16 protein-coding genes and 1 pseudogene are annotated in these 21,558 nt (G+C 42.0%); 1 reads left to right on the forward strand and 16 read right to left on the reverse strand.

Features of this window, described 5'->3' with window-relative positions; genetic code table 11:
- Positions 1-4: 4 nt before the first annotated feature.
- The 15 genes and pseudogenes from MHZ95_RS17830 to MHZ95_RS17900 all read right to left on the reverse strand — a co-directional run bounded on the left by MHZ95_RS17830 (position 5) and on the right by MHZ95_RS17900 (position 20,066).
- The gene (locus MHZ95_RS17830; RefSeq protein ID WP_239392147.1) at positions 5-775 is read right to left on the reverse strand and encodes an ABC transporter ATP-binding protein; all 771 of its coding nucleotides are present in this window, start codon (positions 773-775) and stop codon (positions 5-7) included.
- Positions 776-789: 14 nt separating this feature from the next.
- The gene (locus MHZ95_RS17835) at positions 790-1,839 is read right to left on the reverse strand and encodes an ABC transporter substrate-binding protein (protein WP_239392148.1); all 1,050 of its coding nucleotides are present in this window, start codon (positions 1,837-1,839) and stop codon (positions 790-792) included.
- Positions 1,840-2,199: 360 nt separating this feature from the next.
- Positions 2,200-2,988, reverse strand: coding sequence for a conserved phage C-terminal domain-containing protein (locus MHZ95_RS17840; RefSeq protein ID WP_239392149.1), 789 nt, complete (start codon positions 2,986-2,988; stop codon positions 2,200-2,202).
- Between the two features lie 641 nt (positions 2,989-3,629).
- Complete coding sequence (locus tag MHZ95_RS17845; protein ID WP_239392150.1) at positions 3,630-4,475, reverse strand: ParB/RepB/Spo0J family partition protein; 846 nt, start codon at positions 4,473-4,475, stop codon at positions 3,630-3,632.
- Positions 4,476-5,019: 544 nt separating this feature from the next.
- Complete coding sequence (locus MHZ95_RS17850) at positions 5,020-6,234, reverse strand: metal-dependent hydrolase family protein (protein WP_239392151.1); 1,215 nt, start codon at positions 6,232-6,234, stop codon at positions 5,020-5,022.
- 21 nt (positions 6,235-6,255) lie between these two features.
- Positions 6,256-7,791 carry an AbgT family transporter gene (locus MHZ95_RS17855; RefSeq protein WP_239392152.1) on the reverse strand — a complete coding sequence of 512 codons (1,536 nt, stop codon included), beginning with the start codon at positions 7,789-7,791 and terminating at the stop codon, positions 6,256-6,258.
- A gap of 1,025 nt (positions 7,792-8,816) precedes the next feature.
- Positions 8,817-9,250, reverse strand: a pseudogene (locus MHZ95_RS17860) (DegT/DnrJ/EryC1/StrS family aminotransferase); the annotation flags it as partial.
- A 323-nt stretch (positions 9,251-9,573) separates the two neighbouring features.
- On the reverse strand, positions 9,574-9,900 hold the full coding sequence (locus MHZ95_RS17865) for a DUF3817 domain-containing protein (protein ID WP_239392153.1): 327 nt from the start codon (positions 9,898-9,900) through the stop codon (positions 9,574-9,576).
- 175 nt (positions 9,901-10,075) lie between these two features.
- Positions 10,076-10,252, reverse strand: coding sequence for a hypothetical protein (locus tag MHZ95_RS17870; RefSeq protein ID WP_239392154.1), 177 nt, complete (start codon positions 10,250-10,252; stop codon positions 10,076-10,078).
- A 256-nt stretch (positions 10,253-10,508) separates the two neighbouring features.
- Positions 10,509-11,006: a hypothetical protein gene (locus tag MHZ95_RS17875; protein ID WP_239392155.1), complete on the reverse strand. Its 498-nt coding sequence runs from the start codon at positions 11,004-11,006 to the stop codon at positions 10,509-10,511.
- An 82-nt stretch (positions 11,007-11,088) separates the two neighbouring features.
- Positions 11,089-12,660: a YifB family Mg chelatase-like AAA ATPase gene (locus MHZ95_RS17880; protein WP_239392156.1), complete on the reverse strand. Its 1,572-nt coding sequence runs from the start codon at positions 12,658-12,660 to the stop codon at positions 11,089-11,091.
- A 348-nt stretch (positions 12,661-13,008) separates the two neighbouring features.
- Positions 13,009-16,137, reverse strand: a complete 3,129-nt coding sequence (locus MHZ95_RS17885) for an efflux RND transporter permease subunit (protein WP_239392157.1) — start codon at positions 16,135-16,137, stop codon at positions 13,009-13,011.
- A 3-nt stretch (positions 16,138-16,140) separates the two neighbouring features.
- Complete coding sequence (locus MHZ95_RS17890; RefSeq protein ID WP_239392158.1) at positions 16,141-17,589, reverse strand: efflux RND transporter periplasmic adaptor subunit; 1,449 nt, start codon at positions 17,587-17,589, stop codon at positions 16,141-16,143.
- Positions 17,590-17,710: 121 nt separating this feature from the next.
- Positions 17,711-19,000, reverse strand: a complete 1,290-nt coding sequence (locus MHZ95_RS17895) for a TolC family protein (protein WP_239392159.1) — start codon at positions 18,998-19,000, stop codon at positions 17,711-17,713.
- A 418-nt stretch (positions 19,001-19,418) separates the two neighbouring features.
- Entirely contained in the window at positions 19,419-20,066 is a 648-nt protein-coding gene (locus tag MHZ95_RS17900) for a GTP pyrophosphokinase (RefSeq protein WP_370643103.1), read from the reverse strand.
- Between the two features lie 331 nt (positions 20,067-20,397).
- On the opposite strand from MHZ95_RS17900, the gene MHZ95_RS17905 reads away from it, so the two are divergent.
- Entirely contained in the window at positions 20,398-21,009 is a 612-nt protein-coding gene (locus MHZ95_RS17905; protein ID WP_239392160.1) for a TetR/AcrR family transcriptional regulator, read from the forward strand.
- A gap of 58 nt (positions 21,010-21,067) precedes the next feature.
- Here the strand turns inward: MHZ95_RS17905 and MHZ95_RS17910 are convergent, their stop codons facing one another.
- The gene (locus MHZ95_RS17910; RefSeq protein ID WP_239392161.1) at positions 21,068-21,532 is read right to left on the reverse strand and encodes a hypothetical protein; all 465 of its coding nucleotides are present in this window, start codon (positions 21,530-21,532) and stop codon (positions 21,068-21,070) included.
- Between the last annotated feature and the right edge of the window lie 26 nt (positions 21,533-21,558).

Genomic DNA, 21,558 nt, shown 5'->3' on the forward strand with positions numbered 1-21,558 from the left:
TGTATCACTCCTTTAACGCATCCTCGGCATCTTGACGGATCAGCTGCCAAATATCATCTGCATATTGCTCATATTTGGCCCGATGCTGTTCTGTATCTCGTCCCATTTTCGGCAAATCAATCTTGATGATTTCCTTGATCTGTCCCGGATGTCTAGACAAAACAATCACTCGATCCGCTAAATAGACGGCCTCTTGAATGTTATGCGTTACATATAGCGTACTTAATTGCGTTCGGTTCCAAATGGTCAAGAGCTCCTCTTGCATAAGTGTCCTCGTTTGCGCATCCAAAGCGGAAAACGGCTCGTCCATCAGCAACAAATCCGGTTCAACCGCAAGCGCCCTCGCAATGCCGACCCGCTGTTTCATACCGCCGGACAATTGTTTCGGATACGCATCTTTAAATCCTGTCAGGCCGACCATATCGATATAAAAATCGGCTTTTTCCTTTTGCTCTTGTTTACTCACTTTTTGTTCCTCTAGCCCATAAATGACATTTTCATAAACGGTACGCCACGGAAACAAAGCAATCTCCTGAAATACAATCGCTAAATTTGGCTTCTTATTTAGAAGACCTTCAAAATAAACCGAACCTTCCGTCGGCGACAGTAAGCCACCGACAATATTCAGAAGCGTCGACTTCCCACATCCACTTGGTCCTACTAGAACAACAAACTCCTTCTCCTCAATCGAGAAGTTTATATTGTCCAGCGCTAATACTTCACCTTTTTTCTTATTACCGAACGTCTTTCGGACATCCTCAATGACGACCTTCATCTACTTCACTTCCCTTATTCCGCCAACGCTTCTTCCAGCAATTTCGTATTCACGATGCTTGATGCATCAATCGATTGATCGACTAACTTCTCTTTTGCATACCAGTCGATTTGTGTCTGGATATCAGACTCCAGCAACTTGCCATACCGATCCATATAAGGGAGGCCTTTTTCAATGAGTGCTGGCTCCTGGTCTGTATATTCAGCGATGATCGCAATCACTTCGTCATAATTTTCGCCCGGCACAAGCTCACCGTTTTCTTTCGTCAATACAGCGTCATAGTAATATTGTGTAGCTTTCGCATAAGCTTTAAGGAATCGCGTAGCGGCATCCGTATTATCTGCAAAAGCTTGTGAGAAGAAAATTCCAGAAGTTTGATACTCAATTTCATCTCCTACTTGTGCGATCACTTTTCCATAGCCTTCTTCAATGACTCTCGAAACATTTGGTTCATTCAACAGAACTGCGTCCACTTGTTTACTCTCTAACGTATCCATAAGACCCGGAATACTGTTTAGCGGAACTAGTTCGACATCTTTTGACGTAAGTCCATGTTCTTCCAATAATCTTCCAGCCATATAATGATAAGTAGAACCGGTTTGTGTAATCCCGATCTTCTTCCCTTTCAACTCTTCAATACTAGTCACAGTCGAGTCACTTGGCACGAGTACCGCAGTCGAAGAATAACCTTCCTGCTCTCGCCCTTTATCCGCAACAATCACTAACTTTTCTCCACTGGCAACCATATTGTACAAGCTCGCCGTAATGCCAGTGGCCCCAACAGCTACATCTCCACCAGCCGTTGCAACTGCAATCGGTTGTGCCGCCTCAAACCATTTTGCTTTAGCGTCGATCCCCACTTCTTCAAAGAATCCTTTTTCAAGCGCTATGAACAAAGGCGCTGAGCTTGTCAATTTCAACATTCCTATTTCAACGGATGCTTTTTCAGTATTTTTTTCGGCATCTGAAGTTGTTGCCTTTTCCGGCTCGTCCTGTCCACAACCGACTAGTCCAATTACTAAAAGCAGGACAGTCATCAATGCCATCATAATTCTTTTCTTCATGTCTTCTTCCCCCCGATTATAATCGTGCAATTAAGCTACTACTCGACTCGAAAAACAACAAAAAAGCCTTGAATGATTGATAAAATCAAAAAGGCCATTCGCTACTTTTCGACATCAACTTCCTACACTCTTTAGAATAGCACAAATTCACACACATTTATATGTCAATATAGGTTGAATTCAAGAATTATGTTTTCTGCTGGCATGGTATCAACATAACTAGTAACAGTGTCTGTGCTCCGTGCAATTGTAGCGAATTGGCCGAGTAGTCTAACGACTAGCTCCCTGTTTTTCTATCTCATGACATGCTTTACGAATAGATTCAGTGGAAAACTGACGGACTCAAGGTCTCTAGATTGCCTAACTCCATATCCCCTCCTCCCCTTTATCAAGATTCAATACAAACTCTTTTGGCCCACTGCTTGCCCGCGTTACCAGCCCCTTCGACTCCTCCAAATAGTTTTCAAAATTTGTCGCATTGAATAACGTGGATGGACGTAAATACTTCCGCCAATATGGATCATCTCGCCACTCTTTCACTTTCGTGTCAATCACCTTTTTGAAATCGGACACAGCGTATCCTTCACTAAATCGTCCTTTCACCAATCGTGCGGTCGCCTTCGAAGTTACGTTGAATTGCTTGTTTGCTTTGTCATTCAGGTATTCAATTACAGACACAACGTCGAGATCATTCTCGACAATATCTTTTTTAATTCTTTTAACCTTTTTGGTTATTGCTAGGGGCAAGTTGCCTTCTGTAGAGGGGGCAACCTGCACTTCCTCTTCGGCTGAAGATGCCGTCGTCATTGTAGCAGATTGCACCATCGAAAGTTGCAGCTTTTTATAATCAATGCGGTACCACTTGGTCTTGTCCATTTTCATCCGATTGTATGAAGCGGTCGAAATGATATACCCTTTATCTTCCAACCGACGAATCGCCCGTTTGATTGTGTCGATAGACCAAAACGGAAATTCTTCACTTTTCCACTCGTCATACGTTTTGTAAACCCACTTATGCCCATCCCGAACATTGGTCGAGATGAGCGATCTGAAGTGTAATTGCTGGAGTACAATCGCCTCATTCAACCCCACTTGCATCACAAGCGATGGAAGCACTTGAAGCGGTGACTCTTGAATTAATAAATGCATCACAAATCCCCCTCGTATATTAGTAATGAGCACGCGTCTTACGCAAAGACGAACGGTGCCTTCACTCTATATATAGAGAAATTATGGGATAAGTGGACAACTTGGTAGAATTTATTTTCGCAGCATGGTAGAACGTGGACTTTATGAGAGGAGCCTATGCAAAAAAACAACTGTCACCTCATTGTCCACTTTCGTGTATGAACGGTCTATCTAAAGGGTGAAGGCACCATTCATCTACAGCGTTCACCACAACCCAATCGACGCACACATCCCAATGGTCGAAAGACTGGAGGACTATCCATACAGCTCTTATTCCTATTATGCAAACGAAAATCCAACGCCGCAAAGCTTCCTTAGAACTGGTATTGCGGCGAACTTTCTTCCCAATCCGCTTGAGAAAACGAATACAGCATATTGTTTATATTGTCTTTCCTATAAGCAGCCTATTGAGGAGGATCGGTAAGGTGATATGTGGGACAAGGTATTTGTAACGGTGCTGATGCAAGGTGCAATCACAGTTCATTGTTCTGCATAAAAATAACGGATAAAATCCCAACACGTATTGATTTGGATGGATTCACTTTTTAATAATGCAATTCTGGTGGATTGACTGAGTAGTTTCGTGCACAGGTACCTGTTTTTTAAATGAGGAGCGCTGTTTTCGTTCTTTGCTTGGATAAATGATCAGTGAAAAGGCGATTCGCATATATTTCTTTCAACTCTTTTGTCATCTCATTGACGTATTGGTAGACAAACCTATGACTAACCGGATGATAGCGACTTGCGAGGATCATTCTATGGACTACTAGATGCAAGGCATCCTCTTCCCTTTTGATTGTTTGAATCAATTTCATTATCGTCGCTTTCTGTTCTTCGTTAGATAATAGATCGAATGGGCTCTTCTTAAGATTCCCAACCAACCTGGTGACCTGAACACCGGTAATTTGTTTTGTGCAGTAGAGCTCCATCAAAAATTCTTTCACATCGTCGTTTAACTTCATTTGGTCAATAGGGGTTAGCGGACGTTCAGATATGCCCGCCGCCTTTGCCCTATTACGCCACTTTATGTCGACAGTCAGGTCTTTAGCATACTGTTTAATTGTTCGAGGACTGACATTACAAAACGCAGCAATTTCATTCTCGTTATGGTTTTCCAACAGTACAGCTACCATTTCTCTTATTTCTGCAGATTTCCGTTTTTTCGTTTGCAATTCAGTGTTAAGCCTTTTCATGATACGGCCATCCTTCGAAGACTCTTCTTGAACAATGCAAGGTACATGTTTCACTCGCAAAGATTCAAGTGCCCAATAACGTCGATACCCTTCAACTAATAAATATGTTCCATTACCTGTTTTTTCGACAAGTAATGGCGATTGCAAACCATTGGCGCGAATATCATTTCGCAGATTTTTGCAGTCATCCATCCCGCGAAATGGTGCTTCCCTCTCAATACGTTCCAATGAGACTTCTTGGATAATCCTTAGCATGAATACCCCGCCTCTCTGCTATTACTTATGAGTATTCAGCTAAAGGATTGTCTAATGACTAACGATACAGACAACTGTTACATTCCTATCAGCTTGCCATTTAGATAATAAACCTGTATTACGAAAAACGAAGTGTGATGGTCACGACAAACCTGCAATTTTTATAGGGAATCATATCTTTGGTGATCCGATTCCAACCGAGGCATTCTTCGACCGACCATAGTTATCTATTTCATACCAGGTACCTGAAATGCCCGTAATGAAAAATATGATCTCCTTTCTGGATATGAATAGACCTTCCGTGTTCTTGAAGTCCCTTCCACTGAAAAGGAAGATTATCCAACCACGGTGAAAAACTACTACAATCCACTCTTGTCCACCCCCTATTTATCCTATCTTATCAAACAACAAATTCCGAAACAGAAACTTCAAAATTTAGTATTTTTTTCTAGGTTATGTAATTTTGTATAAGAACCTATACAATCAAAAAAACTAGCCCATGGAATAAATTTTGGACTAGTTCACATTTTTCTCTCTTATAGTTTTAGTATGAATTTGAGGGAACACGACTCGTTTCCGCATTATCGACCATACATTTTCCATTCACATAAACGGAATGAATATTGCGCAAGGTTGAAATATTCTCCTCAGGTTCCCCGTAGACCAATAGTAAATCCGCTTTTTTACCTTTTTCGACACTCCCTATTACTTCCTGAACACCTAATGCTGCCGCCCCCATGTACGTGGCTGATTGAATGACTTCTTGAGTACTCATTCCAAGCTGAGACATAATTTCCAACTCCGTAACATAGTCACCATGGAAGTTAAATGGCGTACCTGCATCTGTTCCAACAGCGATTTTCACCCCTGCTTTATACGCTTTTTTAAAACTTTCTCTATGAGGAATCAGTGCTTCTCTATTTTTATCAACAGCATATTTTGGAATGCCTGCTTCTTCACCATACTTAATCACGTTTTGTGGGGCCGATAAGGTCGCCACCAAATACGTATTGTGCTCTAACATTAATTGAATGGCTTCATCATCTAGTTCAACGCCATGTTCAATGGTGGTTACACCCGCACGAATTGCATTTTTTATTCCTTCATTCCCTTGTGCATGTGCAGCAGTCGTCTTGCCTGCATTGTTAGCTTCGCAACAAGCTGCTTGCATTTCATCTTCTGAAAGCTGAGGTGCACCGGGTTTGACTCCTTTCGTTAAGCCCCCACCTGTTGCCATCATTTTCAGGACATCTGCCCCTGCCTTTATTTGAGTCCTAGCTGCTTTTCTTATCTCATCGATTCCATCCGCTTCTAGGGAAAAGAAGTGGCAATGCCCTCCTGTCATCACAATTGGCTGACCTGCGGCATATACAGTCGGTCCTTCCAGTATTCCTTGACTAATTGCATTCCGTAGGCTAATATCCACATTGTATTTGGAACCACAATTTCTTACGGTTGTTACACCCGCGTTCAATTGCTTTTGCGCATTAACTAAAGAACGAAAGGCAGCAAAGGCTTCATTATCTTCTGATATTGTTTTCGAAATATCAGGGGCACCATCTAAATTTAAGTGGACATGCATATCAATCATCCCTGGTAAGCAACTTAAACCTTTACCATCAATTACTATATCCGCTTCTTTATCAATAGGTCCATTTCCACAAAATAATATCTCATTTTCATCAAATAATAAGGTTTGGTTTTTGAATACGCCACCTAAGCCATTATAAACCGTAACATTGGTGATTTTTGTTTTCATCATTTTCATCCCCTTTTGATTTTAATTTAGAAATACGTCATAACCTGGACCAACCGGAATGCCTATTAAATACCAGATAACTAAGAATACAATCCATGCAACACCAAAAGAAATTGAATAAGGTAATAATACGGACATAAACCTTCCGATTTCTATCTTAGGCTCATATCTTTTAGCAAATGTGAGGGTGATTACGAAATACGCCATCATGGGTGTAATCGGATTTGTAATGGAATCACCGATCCGGTAGGCAACTTGAGTTAAAGCCGGGTCGATGTTTAAAATCATAAACATGGGAATAAACACTGGCGCAAGAAGTGCCCATTTCCCCGCGTTGCTCGAAATCATAAAGTTTATCAAGGCGACAACCAATACTAGACTCACGATAAGTGGTAATCCTTCAAAACCAATAGCTGTTAAAAATGATGCAGATTTTATCGCAAGAACTTGACCAAGATTACTCCAATTAAAGTAAGCAATCATTTGGGAAGCAACAAAAGCAAACACGATAAATGTCCCCATACCTGACATGGCTTTGGAAAAATGGAGAACTAGATCCTTATCTGATTTGAATTGGCGACTCACAATCCCATAAACAATGGATGGTATTAAAAAGAGCAACATCGTTAGAGGGACCAAAGATGCCATAAAAGGAGAACCTTCAATGATGGCACCCGTTTCTTGATTTCGTAAAATAGCGTTTTCCGGCAATACAGCTAACAATAAGACGACAATAAATAAGAGTAAGGAGAACCCTGCTGCTATTAACCCACGCTTATCTTCTGCTGTAACGTCATCTAATTTGTCTGGTTCATCCGTTATACCCGTGTATTTACCCAAATGCGGCTCTACAATCTTATTATTAACAAAAATCGCCACTGGAATTAAAAGAAAGAATGAAGCAGTGATAAAATAGTAATTCATTGCAGGATTAGCAACATAGGTAGAATCAATTAAACTTGCTGCTTCCTGCGTAAATCCAACTAGCACAACATCCGTTGTATTAATGAGTAAATTTGCCGTAAATCCACCCGCTACGGAAGCATATCCAAGAGCCAAACCAGCCAGCGGATGCCTTCCTACCGAATAAAAAATCATCGCTGCAATCGGTGGTATGATCATAAATGCAGCGTCTCCCGCTACATTTCCCATCATCCCGATAAAGACAATCGTAGGTACGATTAATACCTTCGGAGAGCGCATGATTGTAACCTTCATCAAGGAAGTTAAAAGACCGGTAGATTCTGCTAAGCCAATACCAAACATAATCACCAGCACAAATCCTAAAGGCGGAAAGGTAGCAAATACGCCAACAAATTCAGTTAATATTTTCCTAATACCATCTCCACTTAAAAGATTAACAACAGCAATCTTATCGCCTGTGGCAGGATTTACTGCGGATAGTCCAATGACTGCCCCGAGAGCCGAGGCGATTAATATGATACCTGACAAAATTACAAATAAGGTTACCGGATCCGGAAGCTTATTTCCCCATTTCTCAATCCAAGAAAGAAACCTTGTAAACCAGTTTTTTTGCTTCTTCTCCCCATTCCCCACTCCAACACCTCTCCCTTATAATCTCCTATAGGCATTATTATAAAGGGAGAACATAGTTAAAAAAGTAAAGCACTTTACAATCATGACTATATGTTGAAATATTCCGTCATTTAAATATAAACGTATGGCCAAACTCCACCTGTTGACACCGGTGGAATTCGAGAAAAGTGCCTGTACAAAATACAATTACGACAATTCAACAGACAATATAAATGTAAAAAATCAACCGCGATATGATTCGAAATGACTTCCTATATTTTTATATTTCATTGTAACGAATTGGCAGAATAGTGTCGTGCACAGGCTCCTGAAATCAACTCTATCTTCCAATCGGTCCAGGCGGGACGAAGAAACAGGTCTGTATGGTGGTCCTTCTGTCTATCCATTTAACACAATAAGCAACTGTTTCACTTTTAAAGGAATTAATACAATCTCTCATAGATTGGCAGCACTGTACTTCCTGTTGCAAGACCGAGTACATCGAGCTTTCCTTTATCCATTTGATCTTTCATCATCTGAAACACTTATTGTGCCGCTTCTTCCCGATCTTTGACTGTCAGTAGTGTGATATTTTTCATTTTATCACCTTGCCAAATCTATAAATTAAAATTTCCGGATAAATATAACAATCCCTTAGCCACTTAGAAGTATTGACTAAGGGATTATCTGATTATCACAGCTGTTTTTTCATACTTGAAACAACCCTTTTACCGATCTTCCTCCATCACGCATAGGATCCATTTTTACCCGAACGCAAAATGTGCCATCCCTTCACAATTCGGATAAGTATTTTAGTTCAATGACGAGCGGCGCCATTTAATTGCCTCAGGTCTTGTACCGAAAATCGTCATTACTTTATATCTTTTCTTCAAGTCATCTTCGCCATCCAACTATACTGGGGAGAAACATTTAGTCAAATGCACCCTTAGAATAATGAAGTTGGATGCAATATATATAAACGACGAACCGTATAATCATTGTAATCATAAACAGATCCGTTAACACTTAACTCGTATACCTAATATTTATTGTATTAAGCCGATAACTCGTTCTTGCTCCTCGACCGTCATGTTCGACCCCGATGGCAAACAAAGCCCTCCCACAAACAACCGCTCACTCACAACATCGTCTTCCGTATGCCGATCAAACTTGCATCCTTCAAACAAAGGTTGCAAATGCAATGGCTTCCACACCGGACGGGCTTCAATGTTCTCTGCTTCCAACGCATCAATCAGCTCATAAGGGGTAACACTCACCTTATCTGGATCCGACGTCAACGCCGTCAGCCAACGATTCGAATATGTCCCTTCAAGCTGTGCTCTTCCAACTCCCGCAAGAATGTTACTCATCCGTTAGTTATAACCGACCTGACTATGCTGGTAATGCTTCGCTGCATCACATACCTACGTCGCTAGGAACGTGACTGTGCCAATGCATCCAAATCATTAGAAACGAGCATCACTCTCTTAGCAATATTTCTGTTAAGCGTTTGTAAAATTATAACTAATTATGGGTTATGTGTAAATATTGTAAAATGTATGTTAAATTGATTAAGGTTTTGTGAGGTAATCTGCTATTTGATGCGTGAAATGATGATTTAATCGATTCAGCAGCAGTTGTCATTAGCCAAAACATAAAAAAAGAAATCAACCGAGACATAGTCCGATTGATTTCTTATCCCTCCTATTTATAATTTAGCTGCTGCTCCTGTCGTATAAAGGGATCATCCTACCGTTTCTTCTTGAAAGCCTGTCTTGTAACAATCGATTAGAAAATCACATACTAATTGTATTGCAACCTAGAGCCCATCGTTAATTTGCCTTCCAGTTTTTTCAGGCGACTGTCCAAAATGAAATTACCAAACGGGATAAATGCTACGATAAATGCACCGAAGAAAAATCGAATCGGCCATTTCACGGCAAATGTCGTATATATAATGGCTAGACAATAGATAGTAAACAGTACGCCGTGTATCATTCCAACGATCGTGACCGCCATCGGCATATCCATGAAATATTTTAAAGGCATCGCGATGAATAAGAGGAACAATAACGAGCCACCTTCCAATATACCCATCAATCGAAATCGCCCCAATGCCGTTTTCAACATCATTTTCCACTCCTATTCTACTAATCTTCTTCCATTATAGAAGTCCAACTTGAATAAATACAAGAAAAGGAAGGACTTTCACTGAACGTTCACAGAGCAAGTTCTTCCTTACCGTTTTCTACCTTAAATAGCCCCCGGGATTGGGCAACCCAGTGTTTGGGTTGCCTAACTTATTTTATAGAATGTCTAAGCTTTCCCGGGGATTCTCCAACGGAGCAAGCAACCCTATTGTTACTCTTTTGCACACTTCCGCTTGGATTCCTTGTAGTTGTAGCTTTTTCACAATTCGGGCAGTCGTAGAGTAGCCCTTCTGTAGAAGGGATTGTTCCGTTTTTCGATCGTTGGTTTTCAAAAAAGTCCTCCCTCTAGCTAAAGTGATCCCATCAAATGACAACGTGTCATTCCTCAGGTTATTTCCATAATAAGTGACGCTGTGTCACATGTCAATATGTTGCGACAGTGTGTCACATTTTAGTCAAATAATCGTTCACAACCCTTTGGTTTCGATACAATTTGTTAGGAAATCAGTGGTCTCGTTGAACAAGAAAAAGCCCTTCGACCTTTTTATCGGTCAATTGGCTTTTCAGTTCGTTTTTATCCTATTTTCTTTAATGTAATGAATCGGTTCGCATAAATACTTCCCGATCCAAGGCATGAATTTTGTATGTGACGTACTTCAGCTCTTTCTTCATATCTTCCCGTAACTGAACCGTATTTTTTGATAGTTCCTCGAATTGATGACCGACACCGTTCAACTTTATATCGACGGTATCGAACCTTTCATTCATCTCGGTTTTCAGGTCATGGATATCGGTTTTAACATCCTTCATCTCTGTTTTCAGACCTTGGATATCGGTTTTCATATCCTTCATCCCTGTTTTCAGACCTTGGATATCTGTTTTCATATCCTTCATCTCTGTTTTCAGACCTTGGATGTCGGTTTTCATATCCTTCATCTCTGTTTTCAGACCTTGGATGTCGGTTTTCATATCCTTCATCTCTGTTTTCAGACCTTGGATGTCGGTTTTCATACTTTGGACATCTGACTGTACACCGTTCATTTGTTCGATCATTTTGCCCATCATTTCGATTAGCTGCTTGTCCATATGACCCACTCCTATAGGTTATAGTATAAGGTTTTTCTCCGTGAATTAATAGTGATTAGGGAAGAATTCGTTGCGATTTTATCTAGCGATGGTTTACTGCTTTAATTGTAGCATTTTGAAGGTTCGCGGCAATCCGTTTCCATTTGATAGCTTCTTGGATGGCTGTTTCGCTCACTTCTCTTTCGGTAGCTAGGTCTGCTATCGTCCGTGCGATTCGAATGAGTTTCGCTTGTGTCCGGTTGCTCCATTTTTCGTCAAAACAGATCATTTGCAGGTGTTGCAACTGTTCATCGGTTAACCTTGTTGTTTCCATAAGAAGGCTAAAAGGAATATTACCATTCAGCCCTGTCCCTTGGTAACGCTCCTTTTGAATGGCTCTTGCTTCTGAAACATGGGCACGTACGGTCGCTGAAGTCTCCGCTACCCCTTCCTCTGTTAATCCGACGCTTTGCAACGTCATGAGGAAATCGAAACGATCGATGAGTGGGCCCGATGCTTTCAGTTGGTACGTTTTGATTTGAAATGGCGTACAAGTACAATACCGCTCATTGGAGCCGAAATAACCGCATGGACAAGGATTGGTTGCCGCGATCAGTATCAAAGATGCAGGATAGGTGACCGTTTGCCTCACCCGGTTGATGGTCACTTCACCTATTTCCATAGGCTGCCGGAGCATGTCCAATGCTTTTCTTGAAAATTCACCGAGTTCATCCAAAAACAAGACGCCTTTATGTGCAAGCGAAATCTCTCCGGGTTTCGGATACGTGCCCCCTCCTATGAGTGATACAGCCGAAGCTAAATGATGAGGGTGCCGATAAGGTGGTCGTTTTGACAATCCTCGATTCTCTTTCGCAAGATGGTAGATTCCAAAAGTCTCTAGCATATCGTCATTGGACAGATCAGGTAAAATGGTATGGAATGCATCTGCTAACATGGTCTTCCCACATCCCGGAGGACCACTGAGCAGGACATGATGTCCCCCAGCCGCCGCAATCTCTAGCATCCGCTTTGCTTCCATATGTCCGCGTATATTGGCAAAATCCGTGGGCTGTTCCATCGTCTCGGGATGGATCGGTTCATGGATCGAAATGAGCGCTTCAGTTGGCAATTCCTCCTCTCGCTGTCCTCGTAAATAGCTCAGCAATTCTGAGACAGAATGAACGGGCACTAACTCAACTGAAGGCTTCTTTCCAAGAAAACCGATATCTATCGGAGGAAGTATGATTCGCTTGAATCCAAGTAATATAGCCTGTTGAATGGTCGGAATCAATCCATGGAATGGTTCCAAATTTCCTGTCAGTGATAAGGCCGCGAGAAAACATGTTTTCCGATCGATCGGAAGTGGTTCCGGCAACATTTTTTGTAGCACGGCAATTAACATAGCGCAATCATGACCAGTACCTGTTTTTCGTTTATCTGCCGGGGATAGATGAATCGTCATCTTTTTCATGGAGACATCGATATCCAGCGCATGCAAACAGCTTAAAATCCGTTCTCTCGACTCTTTCATCGAAACATCCGGCAGCCCTACGATTAAACAACCTTCTTTATCGACGCGTACATTCGCCTCTACAATAACTAGATGGCCCCGCATCCCCTCCAAACCGACACTCATCACCTGATCTTCGATGTCACTCACACCCTTCATTTTCATCCACCATACACCAACAATTTCAGCGTGTAAATTGTCGTAAATGTACTGAAAAGCCGATAATGCCGGTTTGCATTGAATAAATGAAGGCATATTGCAAATTTGCTAGCTTTATTCCCCCTAAATTTCAATTATCACAAAGGATAGAACACGTAAAATTTTTTTCTTAACTACAGTAGGAGGTAAATTAGCAGTAAACACAATGTTGTTTGAACCTAGTAACTGAAACAAAATCAAATACGCCAAAAAAGACCCAAGGTAGCTGCCTTGGATCCTTTTCTGTGTATGAAAACACCAGCATTTCAATTTCGGTTGATTGACACTTCTAGTCTTGCTTATACATTCAAGCGATTATGATTCGCTTTTCCCATTGAGGCTTAGCTTATTAGCTTTCCTCTTTGACCTTTTTTCTCCATTGAATCTGTTCTTTGTTTTTTCCGCCAGATTATCAATGACGACATACATAACCGGTACGAAAACGAGGGTCAGTACGGTGGAAGCAGCTAAACCGAATACAACCACGACGCCCATCGGCTGGTTGGATTCTGCTCCTTCACCAAATGCAAAGGCAATTGGAATCATCGTAAAGATGGTGGAGACGGAAGTCATTAGAATTGGACGAAGTCGGCTGCGTCCGGATTCAATAAGCGCTTCGGTTCTTTCCATTCCTCGTGATCGTAAGATATTGGTATAGTCAACGAGGATAATCCCGTTATTCAATACAATGGCGGCCAACATGATGATCCCCATAAATGCCGTGACACTGAGCGGGATATTGGTGACAAAGAGTCCGACCATCGCTCCGATAATCATTGTTGGCAGGGAGAACATGATGACAAACGGATGCGTAAAGGATTCGAATTGGAACGCCATGACCATGTACACGAGTACTACACCTAGTACGAGCGCAATTCCAAGTGCCGTAAACTCCTCGGCGATATCTTCCGCTTCCCCGCCTGTACTGACTTCATAACCTTCTGGTAGCGCAAGTTCGTTCAACTTGGCGTTCAAGTCTTGGGATACTTCCACCGCAGAACGTCCGATGACATCACTTGTGACATTCACTTGTCGTTTTTGGTTCTTCCGGTTGATTTCGGTCGGACCTTGGACTTGCTTCAACTCTGCCACAGCCGTAATCGGAACGTGGACGCCTTCGCTGTTTTGAATGACAAATGTTTCTAGATCACGAATCGTTTGTGTGCTTTCTTTCGGGAATGCAACCCGAACGTCAAACTCATCGCCATCTTCTTTATACTTTGTGGCGACTTGTCCACTGAACGCCATGCTGACGCCGTTCATGACTTGCTGATAAGAAAGTCCATATTGACTCGCCACTTCGCGATTCACGATGACCTGAACTTCCGGTCGTCCTTCCGCGGAAGTACTTTCGATGTTGAGGGTGCCGTCTATATCTTGCAGTATCCAAACAACTTGTTGGGATAGATCGCTTAGAACAGCTAAGTCATCACCTGCAATTTCAACTTGGATCGGGGAACCTGAACTCATTCCTTGATCATTCTCTTGCACGGTGATTTTCGCGCCAGGAATATCGCTCAGCAAGGTATCGACTTCACCAATCAACTCCGTTGTCGATACATCCCGTTCACTTGCTTTGACAAATTTAATCGCAAAACTCGCATATTCCGAGCTGCCTCCGCCAATTCCCATCGAGCTGCCGCCAATGGTGACAGTCGTCATATCGATGATGTCATCATATTGGGTCAGACGTTCACTAATGTCTTGAACCGTTTTCTCTGTTTCAGCCAATTGGGTTCCTGGCTGCAGCTCCACATTGATTTGCATCTCTCCACTGTCAGCAGAGGGCATCAAGACAAATCCGATAAAGGGGACAAGAAACAAGCTTCCGACGACAGTTGCCGCAACGATAGCAATCGTTCTTTTCCGGGCTCTTAAAGCCTTTTCCAAGAGCTTGACATAACTATTCGTCACTTTGTTCAATAACTTATTGAACCAACCTTTGCCTTCCTCACCATCAAAAGATGCAGCTACATTTCCTAAAAACTTTGAAGAGATCATCGGTAGGAATGTGATGGCACCAATAAGTGCTGCCGACACCGCAAAGACGACCGTCAACGCAAGCGGGCGTATCATCTGTGCTGCAAGTCCGCTGATGAAGAGCATCGGTACGAAAATCGCCGCAGTCGTTAAGGTGGCCGCAATGACAGACGGTGCTAATTCAGTCGCCCCTGCCAATGCCGCTTCTTTAATTGGCATGCCTTCCGTACGCTTTTTAAAGATATTCTCGAGAATAACGATGGCACTGTCAATCATCAAGCCGATTCCGATAGCCAAACCACCCATCGAAATGGTGTTGATACTTTCGCCCGTCAAGTACATTAATGTAAATGTCGTGAGCAGGGATAATGGCATCGTCAGACCGATGACCAATGTTGTTCGGATGCTCCGCAAGAATAATTGTAAAACAAGCATTGCTAAGGCAAATCCGACAACCATATTGACCATGACAGAATTAATCGAATCTGAAATGAATATGGATGTATCCATCGTCGTTGTCAGTTTCAAGCCGCGTTCTTCCAACTTCGGATTCAACTTGTCAATGACTCGATTAATCTCATTTGCTGCGCTGATCGTATTGGCATCCGATTGCTTCATAACGGAGAATGTCAGTGTATCTTCTCCATTAACACGAGAGATTGTCGTTTGATCTTCAAACGTGTCCACTACCTCGGCGACATCCCTCACTTTAATCGTCTCACCGCTGACAAGTGCAATTTGGGTGTTCATAATATCTTCGACCGACGTAAATTCCCCGTCGATCCGCACTTGAACGTCTTCACCGCCACGTTCGACAGTCCCTGCAGAAATGGAGCGGTTTTCCGCCCCTAACGCTTGGATAACTTGCGATCCCGAAAGCCCGAAGTTTTGTAGCTTTCCAAGATCCAAATTGACCTGAATTTCCCTTTTCAATCCACCTGTAATGCTAGCGGAAGCAATTCCAGGTGCACGCTCGAATTCAGGCTGGATCTCGTTTTCAGCAATGACTTGTAACTCACTTAAATCTGCACCAGTTAAACTGATCGTCTGAATCGGAATCGCTTGAGGATCAAGACGCATAACCAATGGGGCATTCGCACCATCCGGCAATTGGGCACGCACAGGATCCAGCTTTTCCCTCATATCATTTAAAGTCGCTTTGATATCTGTTCCATAGTCAAACTGTAAGATGACCATCGATGAAGATGGCTGTGAAATGGATTGGATCGTGTCGATACCTTCCAGCGTTCCAACCGCTGATTCTATTGGCTTACTAACCAATTCTTCAATTTCCTGCGAGGCAGCACCCGGGTAGCTTGTGACCACGACCGCGATCGGCAAATCCATTTTAGGAAATAAATCCACGGCTAAATTTCGAACCGAGATGAAGCCCAAAACGAGTGCGAGCACAACAACCATGATGACCCCGACAGGACGATTTATCGAACCTTTAATCAGTTTCAAAGCTTAGTCCTCCTTCATGATTTTCACGGAATCTCCATCATTCAGGAGGTTTTGCCCTTTAATAACGACTTCTTCATGTTCATTTAACTCACCTGTGACAGCAGTTAAATCTGTTCCATAGCGGATAACTTCCACTTCTTTTAACACAGCCGTTCCATCAGCAATCGTAAAGACGACCGATTGTCCTTCCTTCTGGATCACTGCAGTCGTTGGAACGAGAATCGTATCGGACGCCAATACTTCATCCACGATAATCGTAGCCACCATACCAGGTCGGATCAGATGGTTCGGATTGTCGATTTGTGCCTCGACCGTAAACAAACCAGAGCCGGAACTCACTGCAGAAACATAGGAAACGGTTCCCTTAAATTTTTCTTTCATGCCATTCACTTCGACGTCAATCGTTGCACCCGGTTTGAAGATGGACAATTGATCCGGAAGGACATTGACACTCACTTCTACCGTATCAATGGATACGATCGTTACAAAGGGTTGCTGACCGGACGCCATGGCACCCACTTCACCAGAAACTTGTGTCACTTCTCCGGATGCGGTCGCCACAATCACCTTATCATCCAATCGCTCATTCGCTGAATCGACACCCAGCTGTGCCTGCTCGACCCCTGCTTGGGCTTGTTCAACAGCTGCTTGCGCTTGCATAATTCCAATCTCCGCATCTTGAATCGATGATTGGGCAATGCTTGCTCCGATTCTGGATTGGTCTAAAGATGCTTCCAGCGACTGTAAACTTAAATCGCTGCTCGCTTGATTTTTGTTCAAAACGACTTGATCATAAGCGTTTTTAGCATTCTTTTCACCGTTCTCAGCGTCTTCATAATTTTGTTGGGAAATGAGTCCCTCATCATGCAAAGCTTTCATACGCTCCAAGTTTTGTTTCGCTTGATCCCAAGCCAGTTTTGCATTTTTGATTTGGAATTCGATATTGTCCAAATTGTCATTTTTACCTTTACGCGCTTCTGCTAAAGAAGCCTCGACTTGTCTCACAGATGCTTGGGCCTGTGAATAACTTTTTTCAGCTTTCGACTTTCCACTCTGTGCATTGCGTAAACCACTTTGCGCACTTTTCAAACCGCTTTGGGCTTGTTTTAAAGCGGCCTGCTGTTGTTTGACTGCATTTCGCTCGGCTGTATCATCAAGTCGGGCAAGGACTTGTCCGACTTTGACAATATCCCCTTTTTGCACTTTGATTTCTTTAAACTCGCCGGCCGTTTTCGGAACGACGTCCACTTCCGTTTCAGGAATGATCGTACCGGTTAATCGATTACTATCACTTAAGGCTCCGTAAGTCACTTCCGCAACTTCAACCGGAATTTCTTTCGCAACCGGTGCTTCTTCCCCAGACGTCTCATCCTTATTACAGCCAGCCACTACAGCCATAACCGCTATAATGGATAAAAAGCCTAGTATTCTCCTATTGTTCTTTCGCTTCATCTCAGAATCGAATCCTCCCTTTACAATCTATACGCAAATGAAGAGAGCGGACTGGCGATCGCCGCACAGTTCCGCTTCTTATACGCATTTCATTTCCAGCTTACTAGTTTGTTCTTCCTAATTAAATGACGCCTGCCTCAAGCAGTTCGACTTTTTTCGTCAACAAGATGTAGGCATCTTTTGCTAAACCAAGTGATAGCTCCGCCTGATCCAAACGGATGGAAGCCAGTTCGTAATCCGCACGGGAAACAAGTCCTAACTGATAGCGACGTTTTAGCGTCTGATCGTCTTCTTTCGCAAACTTCAATTCCCGCTCCGCATCCTTGATGGCTTGGAAACCATCTTCTACGTCATAGAATAGTTGTCGGATCGAAATGGCCATATCCACTTTTAACTGTTCAAGCTTCTCTGTTTCAATCTTCACATTGATATCCGCCTGATTTTTGTCGTATGATTTCGAGTCTTCATCTTCATGGACTCTTATACGTTGTTTCTCAGCCAGTTCAATCGTATTGAGTTGGCTTTTGTATTTGAACGAGTTTTCAATGAGCTCTTGTGTTTCGGTTTCTTGTTCAATCAGCTCCAACTCCTCAACATTGAGTGGTTGCAGCGTCAACTCCGGATGATAGACAATCCCTAGGTCAAGTGCGAATTCCGCCAGGTTTTTATCCCATTCTTTCTTATCTAATGCGAGTTGGATTTCTTGGCGCTCAATTTCGCGTAGTTCTTTGGAGTGCTCATCACGGGAAAGAAGCCCTAATTCATAGCGACGCTTTTTAATATCGGCTTCTTTTTCTTTTACCTTAAGAGCTTTCTCTTGCAACTCTTGCTGCTCCGCACCCATTAACAATTGGATATACGTCGCAGTCGTTGCCATTTTAATATTTTCTCGCGCTTCTTCTTCCGAGTAGATCAAGGAAAGTTGGCCGGACTCCATCTGATCAAGCGCATCTTCAACTGCATCGATCTTATCTTGCAATGCTTCTAGCTGGTTTTGAATTTGAAGGCGTTCCGCGAAAGAAGCGCTTCCCCCAGCCTTTTGCAAACGTTTTTTCGTTCTTTCCAAATCTCGGATATCGAAAGCTGTTTCACCATAGTCCTTGCTTGTCCCACTTGTTTGGCTTTCTAGAAGTTCCAATTGATAGTTTAGAAGCAAAAGAGAGTAATTATCCTCAAGTGCAAGGTCAAGCACCGTTTCGAGTGAGAGGCTGTCGATTAACTCCATTTCGATATCCTCTAGCTCTTCTTCCTCAAGCTCTCCTTCTATAACAATTTCACCATCTTCTATAATTTCACCGTCTTCGGTTACGTTGACATCTTCAACTTCTTCCACTCCATCTGCCAATGCGACAGTCGACATACTCGGGAGTGCCAACATCAATGCTAGTCCTAACGCAGTACCTTTTTTCATGCAACCATTCCTCTCTACTTTTCTAGTGCTTAGTAAACCTATTTTATTATAACAAACTGGTATCATATATTTCTATTATCTTACAATGATTATGTAATCTTATCAGCATGTAAAGTTACTAATAGTTTACAATTGTTATTCTCTATCTAACCACCCTTTTTAAACATGCCTTCCAGCTCCTCAACCATTTTATACTCACAGTCCAAACAATACAACCAATAATCGTTTATTTTCTAAGATTCTGCTTCAATGTTAAGGTTTTGTAAATTAAAATCATATAGACCGAGAGTACAAAGTTTTACATAAACCATCGACCACGACCGATTTCAACACCTAAACTATACTTCTGTTAAACTGCCATTCCATATTTTCATAGATTAAGGAACGCGGGACTTCCTTTTCGTACAAAATCGCCGGATTAAGAAAGGCTTCTGACCTCTTCCCGTATTCCCATCATTTTTTCATCCATCAATTTGGCCGTTTGCGCTGCTTTGAGAAGTTCTTTTTCCAAGTTTCCAGGAATTTTTTTGTCGTATTTATAATAGATTTTATGCTCCAGACTGGCCCAAAAATCCATTGCTAACGTTCGAAGCTGGATCTCTGCATAAACCTGTTCGACGCCATGCGATAATGTCACGGGTACTTGGACAATGATATGTAAACTTTGATAACCGTTCGATTTCGGGGACTTGATATAATCTTTTACCTCTAGTATTTTGATATCTCTCCGCTTTGATAATCTAGCATAAATATCATAGATATCCGTGATAAAAGAACAAACAATCCTCATTCCTGCAATATCGAATATAGAGTCTTTCGCATTTCTCATGGTAGGCGCGATATTTTTTCTTTCTAATTTCGCTTGGATACTATTCACTTTTTTTATTCTCGTTTTAATATGTTCAATCGGATTGGCGTCATTCATATACATGGTTTCTTCAGCCATGATATTCACTTTTGTTTTCAATTCATCTAAAGCAAATTTATAAGGCAATAGGAGGAGACTCCACTGCTTTACATCTTCTAGTTCAATTTTCCCCGTATGCTTTTTCTCCATTACATTCATCTATGATCCCCCTTTCCACCTAAACAAGTGACAGTGTGTCATTTCATGTACTGCACTTATCGTAAGTGACGGTGTGTCATATGTCAATAATAAAATGACAATGCGTCATTACTTTTTCTGAGTTGGTCACGGTTTTGACGTTTTTCAAAAAGGCTATCCCATAAGCCGTTTTTCTGACTTATGGGATAGCCCTTCTTCATCATTGACATGTGACACCGTGTCATTTACTATTAGATTGTACTTGTTCGTGCCATTATTTCATTCATTTATATACAGGGAGAACGCTCCTTAGAAGCAACCGAGATTATACATTGCCAGGAGGTTAACAAGTGTGCCTAAACAAACCTTTTTTAATTTGCCTCAAGATAAACAAGATACGTTGATCGATTCGGCGGTGAAAGAATTTTCACGCGTTCCTTTAAACGAAGCATCCATTTCCAACATCGTCAAACATGCAGGAATCGCTCGGGGCAGTTTCTATCAATACTTCGAGGACAAGGATGACTTATTCTTCTTTATCTTAGAAAAATACGCCAAACAGAACGAGGAGAGATTCATTTCCCTTCTCAAAGAAAATGACGGAGACTTATTTGACTCCTTCAAGGGTATGTTCCGAGGGATGTTAACGGATTTTCAAAACCAAGATTACGGGATGTTCATTAAAAATGCTTTTTTAAATATGAATCACAAAGTGGAAAACACAATTGCGAAAAATGTCAATATGGAAGATGCTTGCCGACAAATCGAACATCATGACTTGATCAATCGAGATAAATTGAATATTACAGATGAACAGGAATTATTTCATGTCATCCGCATTATTTTGGCCGTCACATTTCAAAATCTTATCCAAAACTTTGCGTTGGAATTATCCTTTGAAGAATCCTTCCAAAACTACACAATTGAAATTGATATGATTAAAAAAGGGCTAGCCAAAGAATAATGGGCTAAACGAAAAGATCCTCTTAAGCATGACTTAAGAGGATCTTTTCTCATTCAATTTACCACTTAATTTTTTCGGCATCAGTTGTTTTCGAGCCTTCAAATAACGGATTGTCCTTATCTGTCCCAATCGTAATCTTCAGATCATACATCTCCCATAGCTTGGATGCAGATGGATTTTCTGTAGCATAATTGGAAGCTAGCAAGTTGGCAAACTCTTCTCCTGTCTCTTCCGCATACTTCACATCAATGGAAGCATCCGATACAGTGACGAAAAGGTTCACTGTATTGTCCTTCACTTCAGCAGTCGCATCTTCGATCATCATGTTGTCCTTTGTCGCAGTTGCCGCTTTTTCGATCACGCTTTTTGAAATTTCAGGTGCTTCTTCCGGCGTCTGTGTTTCTTGTGGTTGTTCTTGTGGCGTTTCACCCGGTTTTTCTGGTGTTTCCTCTTTTGTCTCTCCATTACACGCTGCGAGTACCAAACCGAACATCGCAACGAATACAATCAGTAGTTTTTTCATTGTAATCCTCCTCTGCTGCATGCAGT

Origin of the sequence: Sporosarcina sp. ACRSM (genome assembly GCF_022346545.1) — a bacterium.
GTDB lineage: Bacteria > Bacillota > Bacilli > Bacillales_A > Planococcaceae > Sporosarcina.

Coding starts and splice junctions, on each gene's coding strand:
- MHZ95_RS17830 (WP_239392147.1), bottom strand. CDS start 775: ATGAAGGTCGTCATTGAGGATGTCCGAAAGACGTTCGGTAATAAGAAA.
- MHZ95_RS17835 (WP_239392148.1), bottom strand. CDS start 1,839: ATGAAGAAAAGAATTATGATGGCATTGATGACTGTCCTGCTTTTAGTA.
- MHZ95_RS17840 (WP_239392149.1), bottom strand. CDS start 2,988: ATGCATTTATTAATTCAAGAGTCACCGCTTCAAGTGCTTCCATCGCTT.
- MHZ95_RS17845 (WP_239392150.1), bottom strand. CDS start 4,475: ATGCTAAGGATTATCCAAGAAGTCTCATTGGAACGTATTGAGAGGGAA.
- MHZ95_RS17850 (WP_239392151.1), bottom strand. CDS start 6,234: ATGAAAACAAAAATCACCAATGTTACGGTTTATAATGGCTTAGGTGGC.
- MHZ95_RS17865 (WP_239392153.1), bottom strand. CDS start 9,900: ATGTTGAAAACGGCATTGGGGCGATTTCGATTGATGGGTATATTGGAA.
- MHZ95_RS17875 (WP_239392155.1), bottom strand. CDS start 11,006: ATGGACAAGCAGCTAATCGAAATGATGGGCAAAATGATCGAACAAATG.
- MHZ95_RS17880 (WP_239392156.1), bottom strand. CDS start 12,660: ATGAAAATGAAGGGTGTGAGTGACATCGAAGATCAGGTGATGAGTGTC.
- MHZ95_RS17890 (WP_239392158.1), bottom strand. CDS start 17,589: ATGAAGCGAAAGAACAATAGGAGAATACTAGGCTTTTTATCCATTATA.
- MHZ95_RS17895 (WP_239392159.1), bottom strand. CDS start 19,000: ATGAAAAAAGGTACTGCGTTAGGACTAGCATTGATGTTGGCACTCCCG.
- MHZ95_RS17900 (WP_370643103.1), bottom strand. CDS start 20,066: ATGAATGTAATGGAGAAAAAGCATACGGGGAAAATTGAACTAGAAGAT.
- MHZ95_RS17910 (WP_239392161.1), bottom strand. CDS start 21,532: ATGAAAAAACTACTGATTGTATTCGTTGCGATGTTCGGTTTGGTACTC.